Annotated in this window: 19 protein-coding genes and 1 pseudogene; 10 read left to right on the top strand and 10 right to left on the bottom strand. The window is 60.0% G+C overall.

Annotated elements, in window-relative coordinates; genetic code table 11:
* Positions 1–60: 60 nt before the first annotated feature.
* Entirely contained in the window at positions 61–795 is a 735-nt protein-coding gene (locus HYP802_RS0112895; RefSeq protein ID WP_013947749.1) for a DUF1003 domain-containing protein, read from the bottom strand.
* Positions 796–948: 153 nt separating this feature from the next.
* On the opposite strand from HYP802_RS0112895, the gene ettA reads away from it, so the two are divergent.
* Positions 949–2,607, top strand: a complete 1,659-nt coding sequence (gene ettA, locus HYP802_RS0112890; protein ID WP_013947747.1) for an energy-dependent translational throttle protein EttA — start codon at positions 949–951, stop codon at positions 2,605–2,607.
* A gap of 64 nt (positions 2,608–2,671) precedes the next feature.
* Here ettA and HYP802_RS0112885 read toward each other — a convergent pair whose 3' ends face one another.
* The 3 genes from HYP802_RS0112885 to HYP802_RS22350 form a co-directional block, all read right to left on the bottom strand.
* On the bottom strand, positions 2,672–3,289 hold the full coding sequence (locus tag HYP802_RS0112885; protein ID WP_024275887.1) for a PRC-barrel domain-containing protein: 618 nt from the start codon (positions 3,287–3,289) through the stop codon (positions 2,672–2,674).
* Between the two features lie 262 nt (positions 3,290–3,551).
* Positions 3,552–4,001 (bottom strand): ABC transporter substrate-binding protein, encoded by a 450-nt coding sequence (locus HYP802_RS0112875; protein ID WP_244421014.1) that lies wholly within the window; start codon positions 3,999–4,001, stop codon positions 3,552–3,554.
* A gap of 279 nt (positions 4,002–4,280) precedes the next feature.
* Complete coding sequence (locus HYP802_RS22350; protein ID WP_024275885.1) at positions 4,281–4,901, bottom strand: hypothetical protein; 621 nt, start codon at positions 4,899–4,901, stop codon at positions 4,281–4,283.
* Positions 4,902–5,056: 155 nt separating this feature from the next.
* Here HYP802_RS22350 and HYP802_RS0112865 point away from each other — a divergent pair, with 155 nt between their 5' ends.
* The 5 genes and pseudogenes from HYP802_RS0112865 to metH all read left to right on the top strand — a co-directional run bounded on the left by HYP802_RS0112865 (position 5,057) and on the right by metH (position 11,515).
* Positions 5,057–6,070: a metalloregulator ArsR/SmtB family transcription factor gene (locus HYP802_RS0112865; protein WP_244421013.1), complete on the top strand. Its 1,014-nt coding sequence runs from the start codon at positions 5,057–5,059 to the stop codon at positions 6,068–6,070.
* The gene (gene metF, locus HYP802_RS0112860; RefSeq protein WP_013947741.1) at positions 6,070–6,984 is read left to right on the top strand and encodes a methylenetetrahydrofolate reductase [NAD(P)H]; all 915 of its coding nucleotides are present in this window, start codon (positions 6,070–6,072) and stop codon (positions 6,982–6,984) included. The genes HYP802_RS0112865 and metF overlap by 1 nt, the downstream gene beginning before the upstream one ends.
* A 26-nt stretch (positions 6,985–7,010) precedes the next feature.
* Positions 7,011–8,060, top strand: a pseudogene (locus tag HYP802_RS0112855) (homocysteine S-methyltransferase family protein); the annotation flags it as partial.
* 16 nt (positions 8,061–8,076) lie between these two features.
* Positions 8,077–8,769 (top strand): class I SAM-dependent methyltransferase, encoded by a 693-nt coding sequence (locus tag HYP802_RS0112850; protein WP_157135422.1) that lies wholly within the window; start codon positions 8,077–8,079, stop codon positions 8,767–8,769.
* 49 nt (positions 8,770–8,818) lie between these two features.
* Complete coding sequence (gene metH, locus HYP802_RS0112845) at positions 8,819–11,515, top strand: methionine synthase (protein WP_024275883.1); 2,697 nt, start codon at positions 8,819–8,821, stop codon at positions 11,513–11,515.
* Between the two features lie 694 nt (positions 11,516–12,209).
* Here the strand turns inward: metH and HYP802_RS0112835 are convergent.
* Genes HYP802_RS0112835 through HYP802_RS0112825 form a run of 3 tightly spaced genes read right to left on the bottom strand, consistent with a single transcriptional unit; the run spans position 12,210 to position 14,600 of the window.
* Complete coding sequence (locus HYP802_RS0112835; protein ID WP_013947737.1) at positions 12,210–12,680, bottom strand: GNAT family N-acetyltransferase; 471 nt, start codon at positions 12,678–12,680, stop codon at positions 12,210–12,212.
* A gap of 1 nt (position 12,681) precedes the next feature.
* Entirely contained in the window at positions 12,682–13,788 is a 1,107-nt protein-coding gene (locus tag HYP802_RS0112830; RefSeq protein WP_024275882.1) for a polysaccharide deacetylase family protein, read from the bottom strand.
* Positions 13,789–13,796: 8 nt separating this feature from the next.
* A complete protein-coding gene (locus HYP802_RS0112825) occupies positions 13,797–14,600 on the bottom strand; it encodes an enoyl-CoA hydratase (protein ID WP_013947735.1) in 804 nt (267 codons plus the stop codon).
* A 201-nt stretch (positions 14,601–14,801) separates the two neighbouring features.
* Here HYP802_RS0112825 and cysE point away from each other — a divergent pair, with 201 nt between their 5' ends.
* Genes cysE through HYP802_RS0112810 form a run of 3 tightly spaced genes read left to right on the top strand, consistent with a single transcriptional unit; the run spans position 14,802 to position 16,414 of the window.
* Positions 14,802–15,629 carry a serine O-acetyltransferase gene (gene cysE / locus HYP802_RS0112820; protein WP_013947734.1) on the top strand — a complete coding sequence of 276 codons (828 nt, stop codon included), beginning with the start codon at positions 14,802–14,804 and terminating at the stop codon, positions 15,627–15,629.
* 24 nt (positions 15,630–15,653) lie between these two features.
* The gene (locus HYP802_RS0112815) at positions 15,654–15,869 is read left to right on the top strand and encodes a DUF3126 family protein (RefSeq protein ID WP_013947733.1); all 216 of its coding nucleotides are present in this window, start codon (positions 15,654–15,656) and stop codon (positions 15,867–15,869) included.
* 14 nt (positions 15,870–15,883) lie between these two features.
* Complete coding sequence (locus tag HYP802_RS0112810; protein ID WP_013947732.1) at positions 15,884–16,414, top strand: gamma carbonic anhydrase family protein; 531 nt, start codon at positions 15,884–15,886, stop codon at positions 16,412–16,414.
* A gap of 136 nt (positions 16,415–16,550) precedes the next feature.
* Here the strand turns inward: HYP802_RS0112810 and HYP802_RS0112805 are convergent, their stop codons facing one another.
* The 3 genes from HYP802_RS0112805 to HYP802_RS0112795 form a co-directional block, all read right to left on the bottom strand.
* Positions 16,551–17,231 carry a transglutaminase-like cysteine peptidase gene (locus HYP802_RS0112805; RefSeq protein ID WP_013947731.1) on the bottom strand — a complete coding sequence of 227 codons (681 nt, stop codon included), beginning with the start codon at positions 17,229–17,231 and terminating at the stop codon, positions 16,551–16,553.
* Between the two features lie 159 nt (positions 17,232–17,390).
* A complete protein-coding gene (locus tag HYP802_RS0112800; protein ID WP_013947730.1) occupies positions 17,391–18,020 on the bottom strand; it encodes a PilZ domain-containing protein in 630 nt (209 codons plus the stop codon).
* Positions 18,021–18,191: 171 nt separating this feature from the next.
* On the bottom strand, positions 18,192–18,827 hold the full coding sequence (locus HYP802_RS0112795) for a PAS domain-containing protein (protein ID WP_244421039.1): 636 nt from the start codon (positions 18,825–18,827) through the stop codon (positions 18,192–18,194).
* Between the two features lie 233 nt (positions 18,828–19,060).
* On the opposite strand from HYP802_RS0112795, the gene HYP802_RS0112790 reads away from it, so the two are divergent.
* Positions 19,061–19,798, top strand: coding sequence for a rhomboid family intramembrane serine protease (locus HYP802_RS0112790; protein WP_245261497.1), 738 nt, complete (start codon positions 19,061–19,063; stop codon positions 19,796–19,798).
* The last annotated feature ends 185 nt before the right edge of the window (positions 19,799–19,983 follow it).

Below are 19,983 nucleotides of genomic sequence, written 5' to 3'. Positions count from 1 at the left end.
AAGCCATGCGGGAGGTGGGCTCGCGGACTGTCAGTCGCCAAGCTCAAACCAAAGAGCCCGCTACTTCCTGCGCTCCGCCAATTTGTCGAGCTGCAACGACTGAATCTCTGCCAGCCGCTGCCATTGTTTATTGATCAGATGATCGATTTTTTCATGCAGGTGGCGAATTTCCAGCTCGGCCTTGAGATTGACGCGGTAGTCGTTCAGCGAGCGCAGCCGGTCTTTCTCTTCTTGTCGCCGCTGGCTCATCATGATGATCGGAGCCTGAACAGCTGCGATCGTTGAAAGAATAAGATTCAGCAGAATATAGGGGTAAGGGTCGAACGCTGCTCCGGCGCGATAGGAATTGTAAAGCATCCATATGCCGAGGAACGCGGCAAACACGATGAGAAACGTCCAGCTGCCGCCGAACTGAGCCAAGCCGTCCGATAAGATCTCGCCCACGGAACGCTTGGCCGAAAATTCTTCTTCGACGTTCTCGGCAAGCGTTTCATGCGTTGCAAGACTTTCCGCAACTTGCTTCTCGATCTCGCTGACATCGCCAGATTCATCCCGAAGGAGTTCCGTCACGTAGAGCGTGCGATAGCGATCAAGTTCCTTGCGCGAAACGAACGCATCGTCTTTCAGGTCGGGGTAATCTTTACGTATGCGCTCGACCAGCGAGGGCATAACCGTCGCAATACTGACCACGGCGCCGCGCGAATATTCCTTGCCCGTCAAGGAGCAGACTATTTTCGGCTTCGATGCCTTGCCATTTTCGGGCACTTTACCGTTTTCGGGGATCTGATCCGCCATCCCTGTCCTCTTTTGGAAACGCGTCCCTATATATCCGGGGTACCCGGCCGCGGCACGTCGCGCACGCGCTCAATGATATAATTGAGCAAGCCGCCGCAATCGGCTAGAAGGCCGATCAAATCCCTCGAACTTAAGGTCATAGAGGCGCCGTTCATGGCTGCACATCAGTACGTTTATCACATGCATAAGCTTTCCAAGACCTATCCGGGCGGGAAGCAGGTGCTGAAGGACATTTCGCTGTCGTTCCTGCCGGGCGCCAAAATTGGCGTCGTCGGCCTCAACGGCGCTGGTAAATCGACGCTGCTGAAGATCATGGCTGGCCGGATCGACGATTTCACGGGCGAAGCCTGGGCCGCCGACGGCATCAAGGTCGGCTATCTGCCGCAGGAGCCGGAACTCGATCCCGAAAAGGATGTGCTCGGCAATGCCATGGAAGGCGTCGCGGAGAAAAAAGCCATCCTCGATCGCTACAACGAGATCGCGGCGAACTATTCCGAAGAGACTGCCGACGAGATGACGGCTCTTCAGGACCAGATTGACGCCCAGGATCTCTGGGACCTCGACGCCCAGGTCGAACAGGCGCTCGATGCTTTGCGCTCGCCGCCGGGCGATGCCGACGTCACGAAGCTGTCGGGCGGCGAAAAGCGTCGCGTTGCGCTGACGAAGCTCCTGCTGTCGAAGCCCGATATTCTGCTTCTCGACGAGCCGACCAACCATCTCGACGCCGAAAGCGTCGCCTGGCTCGAACGCTACCTGAAGGAATACGCGGGCTGCGTGATCCTCGTCACTCATGACCGCTATTTCCTCGACAACATCACCGAATGGACGCTCGAACTCGACCGCGGGCAGGGCGTGCCGTGGAAGGGCAACTACTCGGGCTGGCTTGAACAGAAGGCCAAACGCGAGGCGACCGAGAAGGCCCAGGAAGAAAGCAAGCAGAAGGCGCTCTCGCGCGAGTTGGAATGGATCCGCTCGTCGCCTAAGGCCCGTCAGGCCAAGTCGAAGGCCCGTATCACGGCTTATGAGAAGCTGGCTGACGAAGCCGGCCGCGAGGAGAACGGCCGCGCCTCGATCCAAATCGCGACAGGCCCGCGACTTGGCGGCGTTGTGATCGAAGCCGACGGCCTGACGAAAGGCTTCGGCGACCGCCTGCTGATCGATGGTCTCTCGTTCAAGCTGCCGCCCGGCGGCATCGTCGGCGTCATCGGTCCGAACGGCGCCGGTAAGACGACGCTGTTCAAGATGCTGACTGGGGCAGAACAGCCCGACAGCGGAACGATCCGCCTCGGCGACACGGTGAAGATCGCCTACGTCGACCAGTCACGCGCCCATCTCGACGACAAAAAGACCGTCTGGGAGGAGATCTCCGGCGGCCTCGACCAGATGCTGCTCGGTGGCAAGAAGGAAGTTCCGAGCCGTGCCTACTGCGGCTGGTTCAACTTCAAGGGTGCCGACCAGCAGAAGAAGGTCGGCATGCTGTCAGGCGGCGAACGCAACCGCGTGCATCTCGCGAAGCTCCTGAAAGAGGGCGGCAACTTGCTGCTGCTCGACGAGCCGACGAACGACCTCGACACAGAGACGCTCGGCGCGCTCGAAGCGGCACTCGAAGATTTCCCCGGCTGCGCCGTGGTGATCTCGCATGACCGCTTCTTCCTCGACCGCCTTGCCACGCACATCCTCGCCTTCGAAGGCGATAGCCATGTCGAATGGTTCGAAGGCAACTTCGCCGACTACGAAGAAGACAAGAAGCGCCGTCTCGGCGATCAGGCCGTCGAACCGCACCGCATCAAGTTCAAGCGGTTCGAGCGATAGGGAAGGGGAAATGTGGCTTCCGGCCGGCTCGACGAAGGAGAGTCGGAAGCCACAATCGAAAGCTTCACCCGTTGCTGTTGTCGATGATTGGAAGCTGCTTGGCTTCCTCCGAAGTGAGCGACAGCTTCACGCCGTCCGCGACGCTCGAGATCTTGTCGGCCGGAACCTCGAAGACTTTGGCGTTGATGCCCGCGGGCATGCCATCGGTGACGAGAATTTCCTGCACCTTGCCGCTGTCGTCAGACTTCACGCCGTTGACTTCGCCGATCTTGGCGCCATCTGAGCCGAACACCGCCGCGCCGATCTGAATTTGACTGGCGTTGATTGCGGTACCGCCTTCCGCAGGCGCGCCTTCGGTTGCTGCTGGTTGCTCGGGCTGAGCTGGCGCCTCTGTTGCGCCGCTGTCGGCAGGCGGCGCTTCCGTCCCGCTATCCGCAGGAGCTTGCTCCGACGGCGCGGCTGATGGTTCTGCACTGTCGCCGCTGGGCTGCGCCGCGGCACCGCCGTCTGCCGGGGCGGCCTGCTCGGGTGCGGTCTGTTCGGGTGCGGTCTGTTCGCCCTCGGCGGGAGCCTGCTGATCCTGTTCCTGGCACCAGACCGGCTGCGCCTGAGACACACAAAAGCAAGACATCGAGACGACGAGAGCCATTCCCGGCGCCAAACGCAATTTCGAAAACGTCATAAACCTGGACCCCAATTCCATCCCCACCACCAACGTAACCCGCGTTTCATATAGAACGTATGCGGGCTTTTTGCTCCCCTATGCTCGATGGCGATGCAAGGGTGCGGCGCTTTGTCGATGCAAAGCTGGACGTAAATGGGGCGAACAGCGCCGATGTCGATAAAGAACAGGCGTCGCCCGAAGAGCGACGCCTGAAAAGCACACTTCCGGGCAATTGGCGCAATGTCAGATGCCAAAGCTGCCCGAATGGAACGGTATTGTCTTAGCGGCTCAGCGCCAGGACGAGTGCCCGCGGATTATTGCCGTTCTCGGTGATATAATTCTGGAAGAGGTCATCCAGGAAGGTCGTCATCCAAAAGCCGACAACCTGCGCGTCGCGGACCTTATAGCCTTCCTTGGTTTTCATCACGAGCCAGCGAATATCGTAGCCCGAGCCGTCAGACAGCGTGATGTGGCTGTCGACGTTCGTGCCGCCCGCATCGCCCGGACCCTGTCCGGTGACGACGGCGCTGGTGACGATGTATTTCGGGCCCTGCGTGGCGGCGTACTTCGCGATGAAGTTGATCATGCCGTTGTAGTAGGCAGGCCGATCGGCCTTCGGCAGCGTCCGCGCGTGCGGGCCGAGCGCCGTCAGGCCGATGTTGGGAACATCCATGTGCCGGCGCAGCACGTTGGCGTAAGCGGAAATGCCGCCCTGACGCTGCGCGTACATGAGCTCATTCTGGACACGCTGCATATAAACGGCAGGAGATTCAGCGCGAGCGCCGCTCGCGGAAACGCCTGCAAAACATACAAACAAAACAGCCAGCCAACTGGCGGAGCGAATTCGCTGTGAAATTGCCCACCCCATCTCAAACCCTCGCATTCGTCGTCCCCAAAACCATCCCGAAGTAGCAGGGGCTCTTGGCCGATTCTGCTACTGTCGCCCTATCGAAACAAGCCTCTCGTCACGCTACAGAGGCAACAATCACGTCAAAACAATGCTGGATGGCTATGCGGCCACAGCATTTTGTCGTTCGCGAGGCTTATCGCCGAGATCGTAGAGCCGCCCCGCCGACACGACGGGAAGGCTCAACGCCTGACAAAGCCTATCGAATTCCGTTCCACCGATTCGATCTGCCGCCATCAGAATGATGCTGCGATTTTTATTCGGATGCACCAATACAGCTTCCTGGCGAACGCCCGACAGCGACGTGCGCGTGTGTAGCGCGACGCCCTCGAAACTCGCCAACGGCATATCCCAGAGCGTCGTCGAAAACGGCGTCCGGTCGACGACCTTCACGCTTCCTTCGCGGATATCGACCAGACGGCTGGAAATCAACGCGATCAATATGTTGCGCAGCGGCCAAATGATCAGGCCGACCCAGAAGACCAGCGCCAGCGCCAACTCGATGGCCACAACCGGGTTCGAAACCAGGGCGCGGCGCACATCCGCGGAGGTAAGTGCGTAAACCGCAAACCCGAGCTGGGGCAGCACGATCAAGCCCGCCAGCGCAGTCATCAGCAAGAGGCCGGGCAGTTTCGCCATTTTCGAATTTGTCTGTCGGATCGTGATCGGAAGGCAACCGGGATCGCCTGAGACTTCAATGACTTCAAAACCACAACGCTGCATGACGCAACTCAACCCCCGCGCGAGCACTGCCGGCGACCTTATGGTAAATTTCTCTAAAAGGCGGTTAAGCACCGTACTGTTTTCGCGACCACCAAACGCCCCTTGACATATAAACATATCTTTATATCTTCCCGCGCATGTCCAGCTCAGAGGAAATGCGAACGGCTGACTTGGTGGCGGCGCTGAAGGCGGCCGCCGAGCCGACGCGTCTGCGCATTCTCCTGCTGCTCGCTGGCGGCGAACTGAACGTCAAGGATCTGACCCTGATCCTCGGGCAAAGCCAGCCGCGCATCAGCCGCCACTTGAAGCTGCTATGCGAGGCGGGCCTGATCGAGCGCTTCCGCGACGGCAGCTGGGTCTACTTTCATATTTCTGATCGCCAGCCGGGCGGGCGCTTGGCGCTGCGCCTCGTGGCCGATGTGGATCCCTCGGAAGCCTCCGTCCGCCGTGACCGCGAGCGCGCCGAGACCTTGAAGCGCGAACGCGAGTCGGTCGCGCAGACTTTCTTCGAAGAACATGCCGCCGACTGGGACCGCATCCGCACGCTTCACGTCGCGGAAAATGACGTCGAGGCCGCGATGCGCCGGGCGCTAGGCGATGGGACTTTCGATTTCTTCGTTGATCTCGGCACCGGCACCGGCCGCACGCTCGAACTTTTCGCCGACCGTTTCGAGCGCGGCCTGGGTCTGGATGTCAATCAAACCATGTTGACCTACGCGCGCGCCAACCTGAACGCCAAGGGCTGCGGCAAGGCGCAGGTTCGCCACGGCGATATCTATTCGCTGGCGCTGGCGGATGCACAGGCCGACGCCGTCGTCATGCATCAGGTGCTGCACTTTCTGTCCGATCCGGCGCTCGCCATTCGCGAAGCGGCGCGCGTGCTGACGCCGGGCGGCAAGCTGCTGATCGTCGACTTCGCACCGCACGAGCTCGAATTCTTGCGCACGCGCGAGGCTCACGAACGCCTCGGCTTTACCCACGAGCAAGTAGCAGGCTGGCTGAAAGATGCCGGCCTGGCGCCGAAATCTGTCGAAGACCTGACACCCAAAGCCGATGGCCGCGACGACATGCTGACCGTCACGGTCTGGCTTGCCGAACGTCCGGTCACGCAAATGCCGATTACAAAGATAAGCGCACCCGTTGAAGACGTGCGCGAGGGAGCACGCTGATGGCACAAAATAGCGAACGCAAGAGCAAGCTGCTCGGCTCGGGCGACATCGTCGTCAGCTTCGAATTCTTTCCGCCGAAGACGGAAAAGATGGAAGAGACGCTGTGGTCTGCGATCTCGCGCCTTGCGCCGCTGCATCCCGAATTTGTTTCGGTGACGTATGGTGCCGGCGGCTCGACACGTGAACGCACGCACTCGACCGTCACGCGCATCCTCAAGGAAACGGACCTGAAGCCTGCCGCTCATCTTACCTGTGTTGACGCGACGAAGGACGAGGTCGATGCCGTCGCGCGCCAGTATTGGAGCGAAGGTGTCCGCCACATCGTCGCCCTGCGTGGCGATCCGGTCCACGGCGCGGGCACGAAGTACGAGCCGCATCCAGACGGCTATCAGAATGCGGCCGATCTTGTTGCGGGGTTGAAGCGCATCGCGGATTTTGAAATCTCGGTCGCGGGCTATCCGGAGAAGCATCCGGAAAGTCAATCGATCGAAGCCGATCTCGATAATCTCAAGGCCAAGGTCGATGCCGGCGCCGATCGCATCATCACGCAGTTCGGCTTCGACAATGCGTATTTCCTGCGTTATCTCGAACGGGCGCGCGCGGCAGGCATCTGGGTACCGATCTCGCCTGGGATCGTTCCGATCCACAACTTCAAGCAGGTCGCAGGCTTTGCCAAACGCGCAGGGGCGACGGTCCCGTCATGGCTCGCGCGCCGCTTCGAAGGCCTCGAAGACGACAGCGCGACGTCGCATCTCGTCGCCGCCGCCGTCGCGACCGAGCAGGTGATGGACCTCGTCGACGAGGGCATCAAGAAATTCCACTTCTATACGTTGAACCGTGCCGACCTCGTCTACGCGATCTGCCATCTTCTTGGCCTTCGCGCGGCGAGAGCGGCCAACGCCAACGCGGCGTAATCACATTCGGAAAGTCGAGGCGTGACATGAGACGGAAACCAAGTTGGGCCGCGCTGGAAAAGGCTGCGAGCGAACGCATCCTCATCATCGACGGCGCCATGGGCACGATGATCCAGCAGTATAAGCTCGGCGAAAACCACTATCGCGGCGAGCGCTTTCAGGATCATTCGAAAGACATCAAAGGCAATAACGATCTGCTCGTGTTAACCCAGCCGGAGATCATCGAAGAGATCCACGGCAAGTATCTGCGCGCCAACGCCGATATCATCGAGACGAATACGTTCAATGCGCAGCGTATCTCGCTGGCCGACTATCACATGGAAGACCTGGCCTACGAGATCAACGTCGAGGCCGCGAAGATCGCGCGCCGCGCGGCGGACGAGTGGACAAAGAAGACGCCGGACAAACCGCGCTTTGTTGCAGGCGCCGTCGGCCCGACCAACCGTACCGCGTCGATCTCGCCGGACGTCAACAATCCGGGCTTTCGCAATGTCAACTTCGATGAGTTGCGCGATGCATATAAAGAGCAGGTGCGGGGGCTGATCGACGGCGGTTCGGATATCATCCTGATCGAGACGATCTTCGACACCTTGAACGCGAAAGCCGCCGGTTTCGCGACGCTCGAAGTTTTCGAGGAAAAGGATCTCGAACTTCCGGTCATGATTTCGGGAACGATCACCGACCGTTCGGGCCGCACGCTCTCAGGACAAACGGCGGAAGCTTTTTGGTATTCGATGCGGCATCTGAGGCCGTTTTCGATCGGCCTCAACTGCGCTCTCGGCGCGGAGCTGATGCGTCCCTACATCGCCGAGCTTTCGCATGTCGCCGACGTTCGCATCTCGGCCTATCCGAATGCGGGTCTTCCCAACGCCATGGGCGAGTATGACGAGAACCCGCACGATATGGCCTGCAAGATCGAGCCATGGCTGGCGGATGGCTTGATTAACGTCGTTGGTGGATGCTGCGGCTCGACGCCCGATCACATCGCCCACATCGCGAGCCACGCGAAAGGCTACAAGCCGCGCACGATCACGAAAGTCGAACCGCGCTTGCGCCTCTCCGGCCTCGAACCGTTCGTACATGGATGATGCAATGACAGCGTTGAAATTCGAAGATCAGAAGCTGCCCGATCTCGATGACTACGCGAAGCTGGCCGAGCAATTCATTCCCGGCCGGCAAGCCATCTTCGCGATTGTCGAATCCGCGCTTCTTGAACTCATTCCGCAAGGGCCGGCCAAAATCTTGGTCGTCGGCGCGGGTGGGGGCGAAGAAATTTTGCGCCTTGGACTGAACAATCCGGATTGGTCGTTCGTCGGCGTCGATACCTATGAGCCGATGGTCGAATTGGCGCACAAGCGTCTTGGCCGAACGCCCGTCGGTTTGCGCAGTAAGGTGCATGCGACGACCATCGACAATCTCGCAGAAAAAAACTTCGACGCTGCGACGTGCATATTGACCGCCCATTTTGTTCCGGACGACGGCGCGAAACTGGCCTTCTTCGAGGCCATTTATAAGCGGCTGAAGCCGGGCGCGCCGTTTGCCGTCGTTGACGGCGTGGGTGTTGCCGGCGATGACCAAACCGAGCTGCTTCGCCGCATCTGGAAGCGCCATGCCATTCGCAACGGCATATCAGCCGAAGTTGCTGCGAGCAATGCCGAGAACTTCAAGAAAGTCTCGGTCGTGTCTGAGCAGCGCGAAGAGGAGCTGCTTGAGAGCGCCGGTTTCAAGCGCCTGACGCCGATCTTCCGCGGACTTGCCATCAAGGGTTGGCTGGCATTCGCATGAAAGCCGTTAGCACATTTATCTTCTGCCAATTCAAAATGGAATTCGACTGATGACCACAGCCAACGCAGCGCAATCGTTCATCAACGTCGGTGAGCGCACAAACGTCACGGGCTCCGCGAAGTTTCGCAAGCTGATCGAGCAGAACGACTATGCCGGCGCACTCGCCGTTGCGCGCCAGCAGGTTGAAGCGGGCGCGCAGGTTATCGACGTCAACATGGACGAGGGCCTGCTCGATTCCGAAAAAGCGATGGAGACGTTCCTCAACCTCATCGCGTCTGAACCCGACATCAGCCGTGTGCCGATCATGATCGACAGCTCGAAATGGAGCGTCATCGAGTCGGGTCTGAAGTGCGTGCAAGGCAAGCCGATCGTCAATTCGATCTCGCTGAAGGAAGGCGAGGGGCCGTTCTTGGAGCATGCGCGCAAGGTCCTGCGCTACGGCGCGGCCGTCGTCGTCATGGCGTTTGATGAAGCCGGACAGGCCGACACCATCGAGCGCAAGGTTTCGATTTGCGAACGCGCCTACAAAATTTTGACCGAGAAAGTTGGTTTCCCCCCGGAAGATATCATCTTCGACCCGAACATCTTCGCCGTCGCAACCGGCATCGAAGAGCACAACGGTTACGGCATCGCCTTCATCGAAGCAGCGCGCCAGATCAAAGAGAAGATGCCGTTGACGCACATTTCAGGCGGCGTCTCGAACCTGTCGTTCGCCTTCCGCGGCAACGAGCCGGTGCGCCAAGCGATGCACTCGGTGTTTCTCTACTATGCCATTCAGGCCGGCATGGACATGGGCATCGTCAACGCCGGTCAGCTGACGGTTTACGATGACATTCCCGCCGAGCTGCGCGAGCTTTGCGAGGACGTGATCCTCAACAAACGTCCGGATGCAACGGATCGCTTGCTCGAAGCCGCTCCGAAGTTCAAAGGCGATGGTTCTGGCACGAAGGCGAAAGAGAAAGACCTGTCCTGGCGCGAGGCACCGGTCGAGGCACGCCTTACGCATGCGCTTGTTCACGGCATCACTGATTTCATCGAGATCGACACGGAAGAAGCCCGCGCCAAGGCCGACAAGCCCCTGCACGTCATCGAAGGCCCGCTGATGGCGGGCATGAACGTCGTCGGCGATCTCTTCGGCGCAGGCAAAATGTTCCTGCCGCAGGTGGTGAAGTCCGCGCGCGTGATGAAACAGGCCGTCGCCTATCTGCAGCCATTCCTGGAAGCCGAGAAGAAAGCTTCCGGCCTTGAAGCCAAGCCCGCCGCCGGGAAGATCCTGATGGCGACGGTGAAGGGCGACGTCCACGACATCGGCAAGAACATCGTCGGCGTTGTTCTTCAGTGTAACAACTATGAGGTCATCGACCTCGGCGTTATGGTGCCCGCTGCGAAAATTCTCGAGACGGCGAAGAAAGAGAAGGTCGACATGATCGGCCTTTCGGGCCTCATCACGCCGTCGCTCGACGAGATGTGCTTTGTTGCCGCCGAGATGGAACGCGAAGGCTTCTCCGTGCCGCTGCTGATCGGTGGCGCGACGACGAGCAAGGTGCACACGGCCGTCAAGATCAATCCGAACTATCATCGCGGGCAGGCCGTCTACGTGCTCGACGCCAGCCGCGCGGTTGGCGTCGTGTCGAACCTGTTGTCGGACACGGAGAAGACGCCGTTCGTCCAGAATATCAAAACTGAGTATGCGAAAGTCCGCGAAGCGCACCTTGCGAACGAAGCAAGGAAGCAACGCATCACACTGAAAGCTGCGCGCGATAACAAGTTCAAGATCGATTGGAACGCGTACAAGCCCGTAAAGCCGAGCTTCCTCGGCGCACGCACGTTCGCCGATTATCCGCTCGCGTCGCTCGTGCCCTATATCGACTGGACACCCTTCTTCCAGACGTGGGAGCTTGCAGGCCGCTATCCGCAGATCCTGACTGACAACAAGGTCGGCTCTGAAGCGAAGAAACTCTTCGATGATGCGCAGGCGTTACTGAAGCGCATCGTCGCCGAGAAATGGGTGAAGGCGTCCGCCGTCGTCGGCTTCTGGCCTGCGAACAGCATCGGCGACGACATCGCGCTCTACCAGGATGATACGCGCGCTGCGCAGACGGCGACGCTCTATACGCTGCGCCAGCAGATCGCGCGCGATCCTTCGCGCAATCGTGCGCACACCGCGCTGTCCGACTTCATCGCGCCGAAAGAGACGGGGCTCGCCGATTATATCGGTGGCTTTGCCGTCACCGCAGGACTTGGCGAGGAAGAAGCGATCGAGCGCCACGTTAAGAAGACCGACGATTACACGCGCATCATGACGAAGGCCTTGTGCGATCGCCTTGCCGAAGCATTTGCCGAAGCGATGCACGCGAAGGTGCGCCGCGAGTTGTGGGGCTACGCCAAGAGCGAAACGCTCTCGAACGACGATCTGATCCTTGAAAAATACCAAGGTATCCGCCCGGCACCTGGCTATCCGGCGCAGCCTGATCACACTGAGAAGGCAACGCTTTGGACGCTGATGGACGTCGAAAAGCAAACCGGCATCACGCTGACGGAAAGCTACGCGATGTGGCCGGGCGCGTCCGTTTCCGGCCTCTACTTCGCAAATCCGGAAAGCCATTACTTCGGCGTCGGCAAGGTCGAGCGCGACCAGGTCGAAGACTATGCCGCGCGTAAAGGCTGGACGGTCGAAGAGGCGGAGCGCTGGCTGGCACCGGTCCTGAACTACGAAAGAACAGGTTCCGTCAACGCTGCCGCTTGATTAGCTTGGACGTTGCGTTCGCCAAAAAAATCGGCGCGGTGTGTACCCGCGCCGTATGGTCGTTTGGCTCGCGCCAGACATCCCAGAAATAGTCCCCCGTCTCGTTGGCTCCTTGGAGCATCGTGCGTGGGATTACTGTTTCAGGCATTTCCTCCAGACGGTCGCTCTCAAAAGGTCCCGAGCACGACCAAAATCACGAATCCAAACGACATTCCTACGGCAAGAACGTTAAGACCGCCTTGCAGACTCATGTCACACCTCCGAGGTCGAGATGCTTCTGAATTCGCCTCGCTTCCCTCTTCGAAGCGCAGGCCGGACGCTACCTAGCAGTCCGCGTCGCTGACAAGAAAAAAGCATTTTGCGCCGCAGAGCGTTTGACCGTCGCGAAACTGTCACCGCTGTTGCATCGCTCCGAACGCAAACCGCCGGAAGCAAAAGCGGTTCCCGCCCGCGATTTGGGAGTTAACGAAAATGCCGCTAAAAGAGCTGTTTTTAGCGAAGCGGCGCCGAACGCGGTAACCAATTGTGATCGAAGAATGACGCTTACACGTCGGCGCCTACGCCAATGCAACGCACAAAAATAATCCCAAAATATTTTGCTTGCATCCTGCCGGACGCCTGATGCGAAGCGCGCTGCGGGGCTTTCGGAATGCCGTTCGACTCGCAGTCTATGCAACGTAACAACGGCTTCGGATCAACCGATTATTAGCCGTTTTCTCAAAAGAACTTCGTTGGTGCCTTCCGCGACGAGCCCTTCGAGCGTCGCGATGCGGACGAACCCGAACCGTTCGTAAAAGGCGACGGCCCGGACGTTGAACTCGGAAGCGCTGACCCAGATGTTCCGCGCCTGCAGCCGATGGGCTTCGGCCTCGAACCACAACAGAACGGCGTGACCTACGCCCTTGTTCTGGAACTGCGGAAGGATCCCCAGAAATTGCAGATACGGTCCGCGCAACCACGTGCGACGGATGCTGAACGCTCCGGCGAGAGTGCCGTCGACAAGAATTTCGAGCCGGGGCGCGTCGTGGTCGTCATCGCGCAAAAACGTCGTGAGGGCTTCAGACGTGTAGCGATAGTGCGCCCACGGATCGATCGCAGCGAGCGGCGCACCAAGCAACTCGGCGCTCTCCGATGTCATTGGCCGAAACGCGATCGCAGCTGTCATGTCAATTCACTGATTGCCCTGCCGCGCGAGCAACCGGCTTGGTATTCTTTTTGACCGCAACTTTCTTCGCTGCGAGCGGCGTGTAGGCAACCTTCGCGCCGGCCTTCGGGCTGGCGTTCAACGGCTTTTTCAGCGCCCACAGGAAGTCGTAGCGATTGACGTCGCCGGTCTTGCGATCATAGCACTCCGACTTGATCACCGGCTTGCCCATCGTCATCAGTTCGCTGACGGTTACGAACGTGTAGCCCTTGGCTTTGAGCTTCGGGATCGCGATGCGCAGCGCATCTGCCGTATGCCATCCACGCCCGTTCGCATGGTTGACGATGATCGAACCGGGCTTCGCTTCGTTCACCATCGCTGCCGCGATACGCTCGGCCGATTCATGCGGATCGGGATCGCCCGTCGCGACGTCCCACTGAATGGCGAGCATCCCGGCGTCGTTCACAGCCTTGAGCGAGGCGGGATTGCACGTGCCGTAGGGGAAGCGGAAGAGCGTCGGCTGCGCGGGAATGCTGCGCATGTCCTCGGGGGACGCCGCCACGCATTGTTTCGAGGCGAGATCGGCGCGCGCATCCTCATAGGCTTTCTGTGGCGCGAGCACCTGCTGCCGGATGGCCGCTTCGTTCAATAGCCGAAGGTTCGCGTGTGTTTCAGTATGATTGCCGACCTCGAACAACGGATCGGTCATCAGCTGTTCGGTGCGTGCGCGATGGGAGACCATCCATTTTCCGCCAGCGAAAAAGGTGGCTTTTACGCCCTGTTCGCGCAGATAATCGAAAATGCGCCCATCGTAGCCTGCAATCTCGCCGCGCTGCTCACACAGGTCGAACGTCAGTGCGATGACCTTTTCGCCCTTTGGAACGTCGACGCGCCGGATCGATCCGCGCAGCGCTTCGGGAACCGGCGGAGCCTGAGTGAAACCGGCGATCTTGATCGGCGCATCGTAGGTGTGGACGCCGCGCGAGACTTTCTCCTCGCCCGGCACGCCCGCAAGCAGCGCCGGTGAATAGCACGCGTGCTGCAAAACATCGTCGCGCGCGAAGGCCGCCCTCGCATGTGCGGAAACAGCGAGTGACGCAACGATGAGAGCAGACAGTCTGATGCGCATTGTCAAAGTCATTTGCCCTTGAACTCGGGTTTGCGCTTTTCGAGAAAAGCGCGGCGCCCCTCAGCGTAGTCTTCACTTGCAAAACATGCGGCGATAGCGGCGTCGAGAGCTGCCATGTCGGGATGCTCCGGATGGCGCGAGATCTCGTCGATCACTTTCTTCGCCGCTGCGACCGACAGCGGTGCGTTTGCGGCGATCTCCGCGGCCAATGCTTTCACCGTCGTCTCCAGCTCCGCCTTCGGCACGAGTTGCGAGATAAGCCCCATAGCCTCCGCATCGGCCGAACGGAAGCGCCGTCCGGTAAATAGCAGCTCCTTGGCGCGCGCTGCCGGCACGGCCGCCAGGATGGGCCGCACCCAGCGCGCATTGTAGCCGATGCCGAGCTTGGCCGCTGGAATGGCGAACTGGCTTGCATCGTCGGCAATGCGCATGTCGCAGCAGAGCGCGAGACCGAGACCACCGCCAAGACAAAAGCCATGGATCATCGCGATGGTCGGCTTCGGGCATCCGATCAGCGCATTGAAGGCGGCATCGTTCAAGGTGTCGTAAATCTTGGCGGCATCGCCGGTGCGTGAGGTTTCGAACTCCGAAATATCGGCGCCGGCCGAGAAGGCCTTATCGCCCGCGCCGCGCACGATAATGACGCGCACCTCCGGATCGTCGACGGCCGCACCCACCGCGTCAGGGATGGACTTCCACATCGCAGCCGTCAGGGCGTTCATCCGTGCCGGATTGTCGGCCGTGATCCAGGCGATTGCACCCTCCTTCGCATATCTCAATGTCGGGTTGGCGACTTCGGCCGCATCTGCCATAAACGGGTATCCTTTCGATCTTTGCGGCCATTTAATTGGCATTTGCAGGCGTCGCAAACGGGCTCCACGGCGGCAGATGCACGCGGCGGCCGGAAAGTGTATAAGTTTTACGGCGAGGTCGATTGACCGCCGTCTGTGTGGACGCTAATCGCCTGCGGTAACATATTGCTAACGGACCTGATTTCGAGCCAGAGGCTGCCCGTGTCGAATACCAAAACAGCGATCTCAAAGGTCCAAGTCGTCGACCCGATTTGGGCGCAGATCCGCACCGAGGCCGAGGCCGCGATGAAAGCCGAGCCCGCGCTCGGCAGCTTCATCTTTGCGACCGTGCTCAGCCATCAGGCTCTGGAGGAGGCAGTGTGCCATCGCCTGGCGCAGCGGCTGAACCACACGGACGTAGACGCCGGTCTCATTTCGCAGACGTTTCTGAGCGTGCTGGCCGAGCAACCCGAGCTTGGCACGATCTTCCGTGCCGATCTCCAGGCTGTCTACGACCGCGATCCGGCATGCACGCGCTATCTCGACCCGCTTCTCTATTTCAAAGGCTTCCACGCACTGGTGACGCATCGCTTTGCGCACGCGCTCTGGAAAAGCCGTCGTCGCGACTTTGCCCTTTACCTGCAAAGCCAGTCGTCGCGCATGTTCGGCGTGGACATTCACCCCGCGGCGCGCTTCGGCAAGGGCATCATGCTCGATCACGCCACCGGCTTCGTCGTCGGCGAGACGGCGGTGGTTGGCGACAACTGCTCGTTCCTGCATGCCGTCACGCTCGGCGGCAGCGGCAAGGAGACAGGCGACCGCCATCCTAAGATCGGCGATAACGTCTTGATCGGCGCCGGCGCCAAGGTGCTCGGCAATATCAAGGTCGGGCATTGCTCACGCGTCGCCGCCGGATCGGTTGTTCTCTCTGAGGTTCCGCCGAACGTGACAGTTGCCGGCGTGCCCGCCAAAATTGTCGGCAGCGCCGGCTGTGCCGAACCGGCCCGCTCGATGGAGCAAGGCTGGGTTGATGATTTCGGCGGACTTTAAAAAGATCATTCAGGAGACAAGACATTGAAAAAGGAAGAGCTCGCTCGCCTGCAGGCTTACTTGCGTAAAACGCTGGGAGCGGCGTCGCTTGAAGTGAAGGCGCAGCCAAAGAAAGACGACATGGCTGAGGTCTTCGTCAACGGCGAGTTCATCGCCACGCTGTACCGCGAGGTCGAGGAGGGCGAGACGTCCTACCAGTTCCAGATGGCGATCCTGGACATGGATCTGGAAGGCGTCTGAGGCCGAACCGTCCCATGCCGCTTTACACGCTCGATGGCCAAGGTGTCGTAACGCCTCCAATCGGCTCGTTCTGGGTCGCGCCAAACGCCGTCCTACTTGGCAAGGTCAAGCTCGAGGAAGAGTCGAGCGTCTGGTTCGGCGCGGTTCTGCGTGGCGATAACGAGCTGATCACCGTCGGCGCGCGCTCGAACGTGCAGGACGGCTCCGTTCTGCATACCGATCCGGGCTTTCCGCTGACGATCGGCGAGGACTGCACGGTCGGCCACATGGCGATGCTGCATGGCTGCACAATCGGCCGCGGCAGCCTCATCGGCATCGGCAGCATCATCATGAACGGTGCCAAGATCGGCGAGGAGTGTGTGATCGGCGCCAAGACGCTGATCGCCGAGGGCAAGGAAATTCCGCCACGCTCGCTCGTGATGGGATCGCCCGGCAAGATCGTCCGCGAGTTGACCGACGAGGAAGTCGAGCGTTTCGGCGGCGCTGCCCGCCGTTATGTCAAAAATTGGCGCCGCTACGCTGAAGGCCTGACGCTTCAGGACTGAGCTTGGGCAATCGCACAAAAAAAATGCGGACCGGCGTCTGGGGAAGCGCGCGGCCCGCTGAACAGGTCCGGTTTGGGTCGGGGGACGGCTGGGGCCGGGCCTGTAAGTGTTTCTGATGATTTTGAAGGGAATTACCTCAGGGGAAATCCGGCGTGCCGTCGAACATTGACGGATCGACGGACTGCACGCCCGACAGCGCCGGCGGCGTGACCGCATCGTTCGGATCGAGCGACACCCAGACCTTCGGGTTGAGGTACGACTGCCGCATCACGTAGTGATAGGGCGTCTGGTTCCAGAGCCGTACGACGTCGATCTTGTTGTCGAGAATGAAGTCGCCCTGCGTCGTCCGCGCGGTCAGCACGGCATGGCCTTCGTTCTTCTCGTCACGCACGACTGTCATGAGCAAGGTGCCGGACGGCCAGCCGCTGGCGATCAGGCGATGGCGCTTCAGGAGCGCGTAATCCTCGCAGTCGCCGCGCGTCTTCGGGATCGTCCAGTATTCGGTGACGCCGTAGACTTCCTGGTCCGTCGCCGGTTCGATCTCATGGTTGACCGAACGGTTGATTTCGTCGAGCTCGCTCAACGCCTGTGGCGTCGCCCGGAACCGGGCGTCGTCGGAAGATGTGACGACGCATTCCTGAGGCATCCGCTCGCAGAAGGCCACAAACCCATAAGGGGGCTGCGAGCTGCCATAAATACGCATGAACTCTGGTGCACGCACCGCGGGACTGATAACCGCGACCTGTTGCGCCGCCGCCGGCAACGCCGCACCACACAACCACACTGCCACCGAGATGGCTACGCTACCGTACTTCATGAAACGCCCTCGAACACGGTACGATACAGTACGCGACACAGCTGGTTTTAGCATGAATGCCCACCGCAGCATTCGAGCTAAATTCGTATAAAAATTTAACTTAACGATTTTGGCAACTCGGCGAGCAATTTGCGGCATCACACAACCAACGCAAAAACGTCAAGGGAACCTGTCGCGCATCGCCTCCGGCGACAGCAGCGACAGAAACTGCAAACCAATTCCATGCTCGTGGTGACGCCGGACGATCGCCCGGGTCTTTCCGGCAACCACGAAGCTGCCGATAGGTGGCCGCGCAGGCGTGGCAATCGAAGCGCCGGATGCTGAAAGATCGAGCAATTCCACGTCGATAACGACCCCGTCTTCGACCCTCAACGTCGTACGACGCCCGCGAGTTCCGACACGTTCATGGATACGACCGGCAGCCCCGGGGAAATCATCCTTATTGATGAGCCACGTAATCTGCGCGGCGAGCTTTTCGCGCTTGTGCTCCGTGACTTTGAAAACGAATGCGAAACCATCCGGCGTAATTCTTGCGACGACGCCCTCAAATCCGCCCAGATGATCGAAGTAGACGACGACGCGCTCACCGACTTCAGGTAGATGCGCGGTCGTAACGGCTGCGCCGCCGACGGAAACGTTTTTCAATTGGCAGGTGTATTCGCTGCGGTCTGCGCGCATGAAGCGGCCAGCAAGCGAAAGCGGCACACGGCGATGTTTGCGCATGTCGCCGGCCAAGATGGCATCGGTCGGATGCAGGACGTCACGGATGATGCTCGTATGCACGGCCATGGCCGACCTTTGAACTGCCGTCAGAAATTGCTGCCGGGCGTGCTCTCGAACATTGCGAAATGAGCGAAAACCACCCGCATGAACTATGCGGGTGGGGTCCTTAATGAAGTTCTAATCGGCGCACCAAATTCGACGGGTGCGGGCAACGGAAGATTATGTATTGAAAGAAGATTACCGCTCGTCGCCGGAAAGGCTGAGCCCACCGTCGAAGACGCGGAACTGCCGCCGCGCCGAGCGCACGATGCGTGCTTCCCGCCGGGTGTGAAGGATGGGTGCCTGATATTGAAAGTCGCTCTCGTCCTCAGAGGCGGCGCGGCTCGGCCAGACGATCTCGTGATGAACGAGCTTCCGCCTTGTCAGCGGCACGGAGCCGAGCCATTCCGGCTTCTCTCGAGAGGCGACAGAGCCGAGAAAGCGTTCGACCGTATCACTCGTGTGCGTCAGCGGCAGGATCAGCACCTCGAATGTCGTCGACTTCCCGTCGGCGCTTTCGGCGGACATATGGAACAGACCGACCGCGCAGCGCGACGCGATCAGCTCCATCTGGTTCTGCAACGTTCGCCGATCGCCGATATCGAACATTTCGAACAGGTTCTTGCCGCGCAGCTCCATGCCGAGCGCATCGGTAATCCGTGTGCCCGCGAGCCGGAAACGCGCATTGGTATAGTTGATGCGCTCCAGAATGAACGTATCGGGAAGATTGTTCGCGATGCGCGACGGCTCGATCTCGAAACGCTTCGGCGCCGGGCGATTGCCCCGGAGAGCGTCCCAATATGAATAGAGCGACTGGCTGACGGCTTCTTGCATGCTCACGCGTTACGACCCTGAATTTTCTGTTGGGTGGCGGACATCCCAGACCCCCGCCGTTCCATTTCGGAGCGCGAAGGCTCCCTGGCAGTCGAATGAGCATCGTTCATGCCAGCGCGCGTCGAAGCAGCGAAAACCGCGTTTCGCCCGTCCAGTTGCCCGCTTTTGCGTGAACCGGTAACAACGGCCGTTCAGTCGCTACGGACTGAATCGCCTCAAAGTGGGACGAAGTCGTGAACCGAGAACCAATGTTTAACGTGCCGGGCGCCGTGCTCGGCATCCTTGCCGTGTTGATTGCGGTGCACGTTGCGCTGTCCATGCTGCCGCCCGAGCAATATTCGTGGTGGGTGCTGGCGCTCGCATTCATTCCGGCGCGGTACTCAGGCTTCGCCGATCAGATTCCCGGAGGCGGCGTCGCCGAGGTGACGTCGTTCGTGACGCACATGCTCGTGCACGCCGACATCACGCACATCGCTTTCAACGGCCTTTGGCTGTTGGCCTTCGGCTCGGTGCTGTGCGCGCGTCTCGGCGGTTTGCGGTTCATCATATTCTCGATCTGCGGAGGCATCTGCGGCGCATTGCTGTTTCTGCTTTTCAATCCGGGATTGGCAGCTCCGGTCATCGGTGCGTCGGGTGCTGTGTCGGCGATGATGGGCGGCGTGATGCGGTTTCTCTTTAACGCTCTCGATCGCGGCGAGGGCTATCTGTTGCGCCACAACCCGTCAGCCATTCCAGCCGTGACGATCATGGGTGCGCTGCGAGACAGCCGCATCGTTCTGTCGTCGATCGTGTTCGTCGCCATCAATCTTCTGGCGATAATCGGCTTCGGGAAAATGGGCGAGGCCGGTGCGATCGCATGGGAGGCGCACATCGGCGGCTACCTGTTCGGACTTTTCGCATTTGGTTTATTTGACCGTTCAGATAATCCCGCGATGCAAAATGATTTACCGCCTGCTGCAGATCTCGAATGAAAGCTTGCAATCCCGTAAGAATTGCCTCAGCCTTCCTGCATTAATCCGCCGTCAGAGCGGATCTCATTGGGTGTGAAACGCAGCGGAATGCCGGCGGGAGACCGCGCTAGCTTGCGGGCCTCTAAGTGACGCGCAAGCGCGCGACCACGTTTCCAGTTCGGAACAGCGTTCCGCAAACGGAGGCT

The organism is Hyphomicrobium sp. 802, from assembly GCF_000526135.1.
GTDB lineage: Bacteria > Pseudomonadota > Alphaproteobacteria > Rhizobiales > Hyphomicrobiaceae > Hyphomicrobium_B.
The sequence above is the reverse complement of the archived record's forward strand: the minus strand, read 5'-3'. Positions and strand labels throughout refer to the sequence as shown.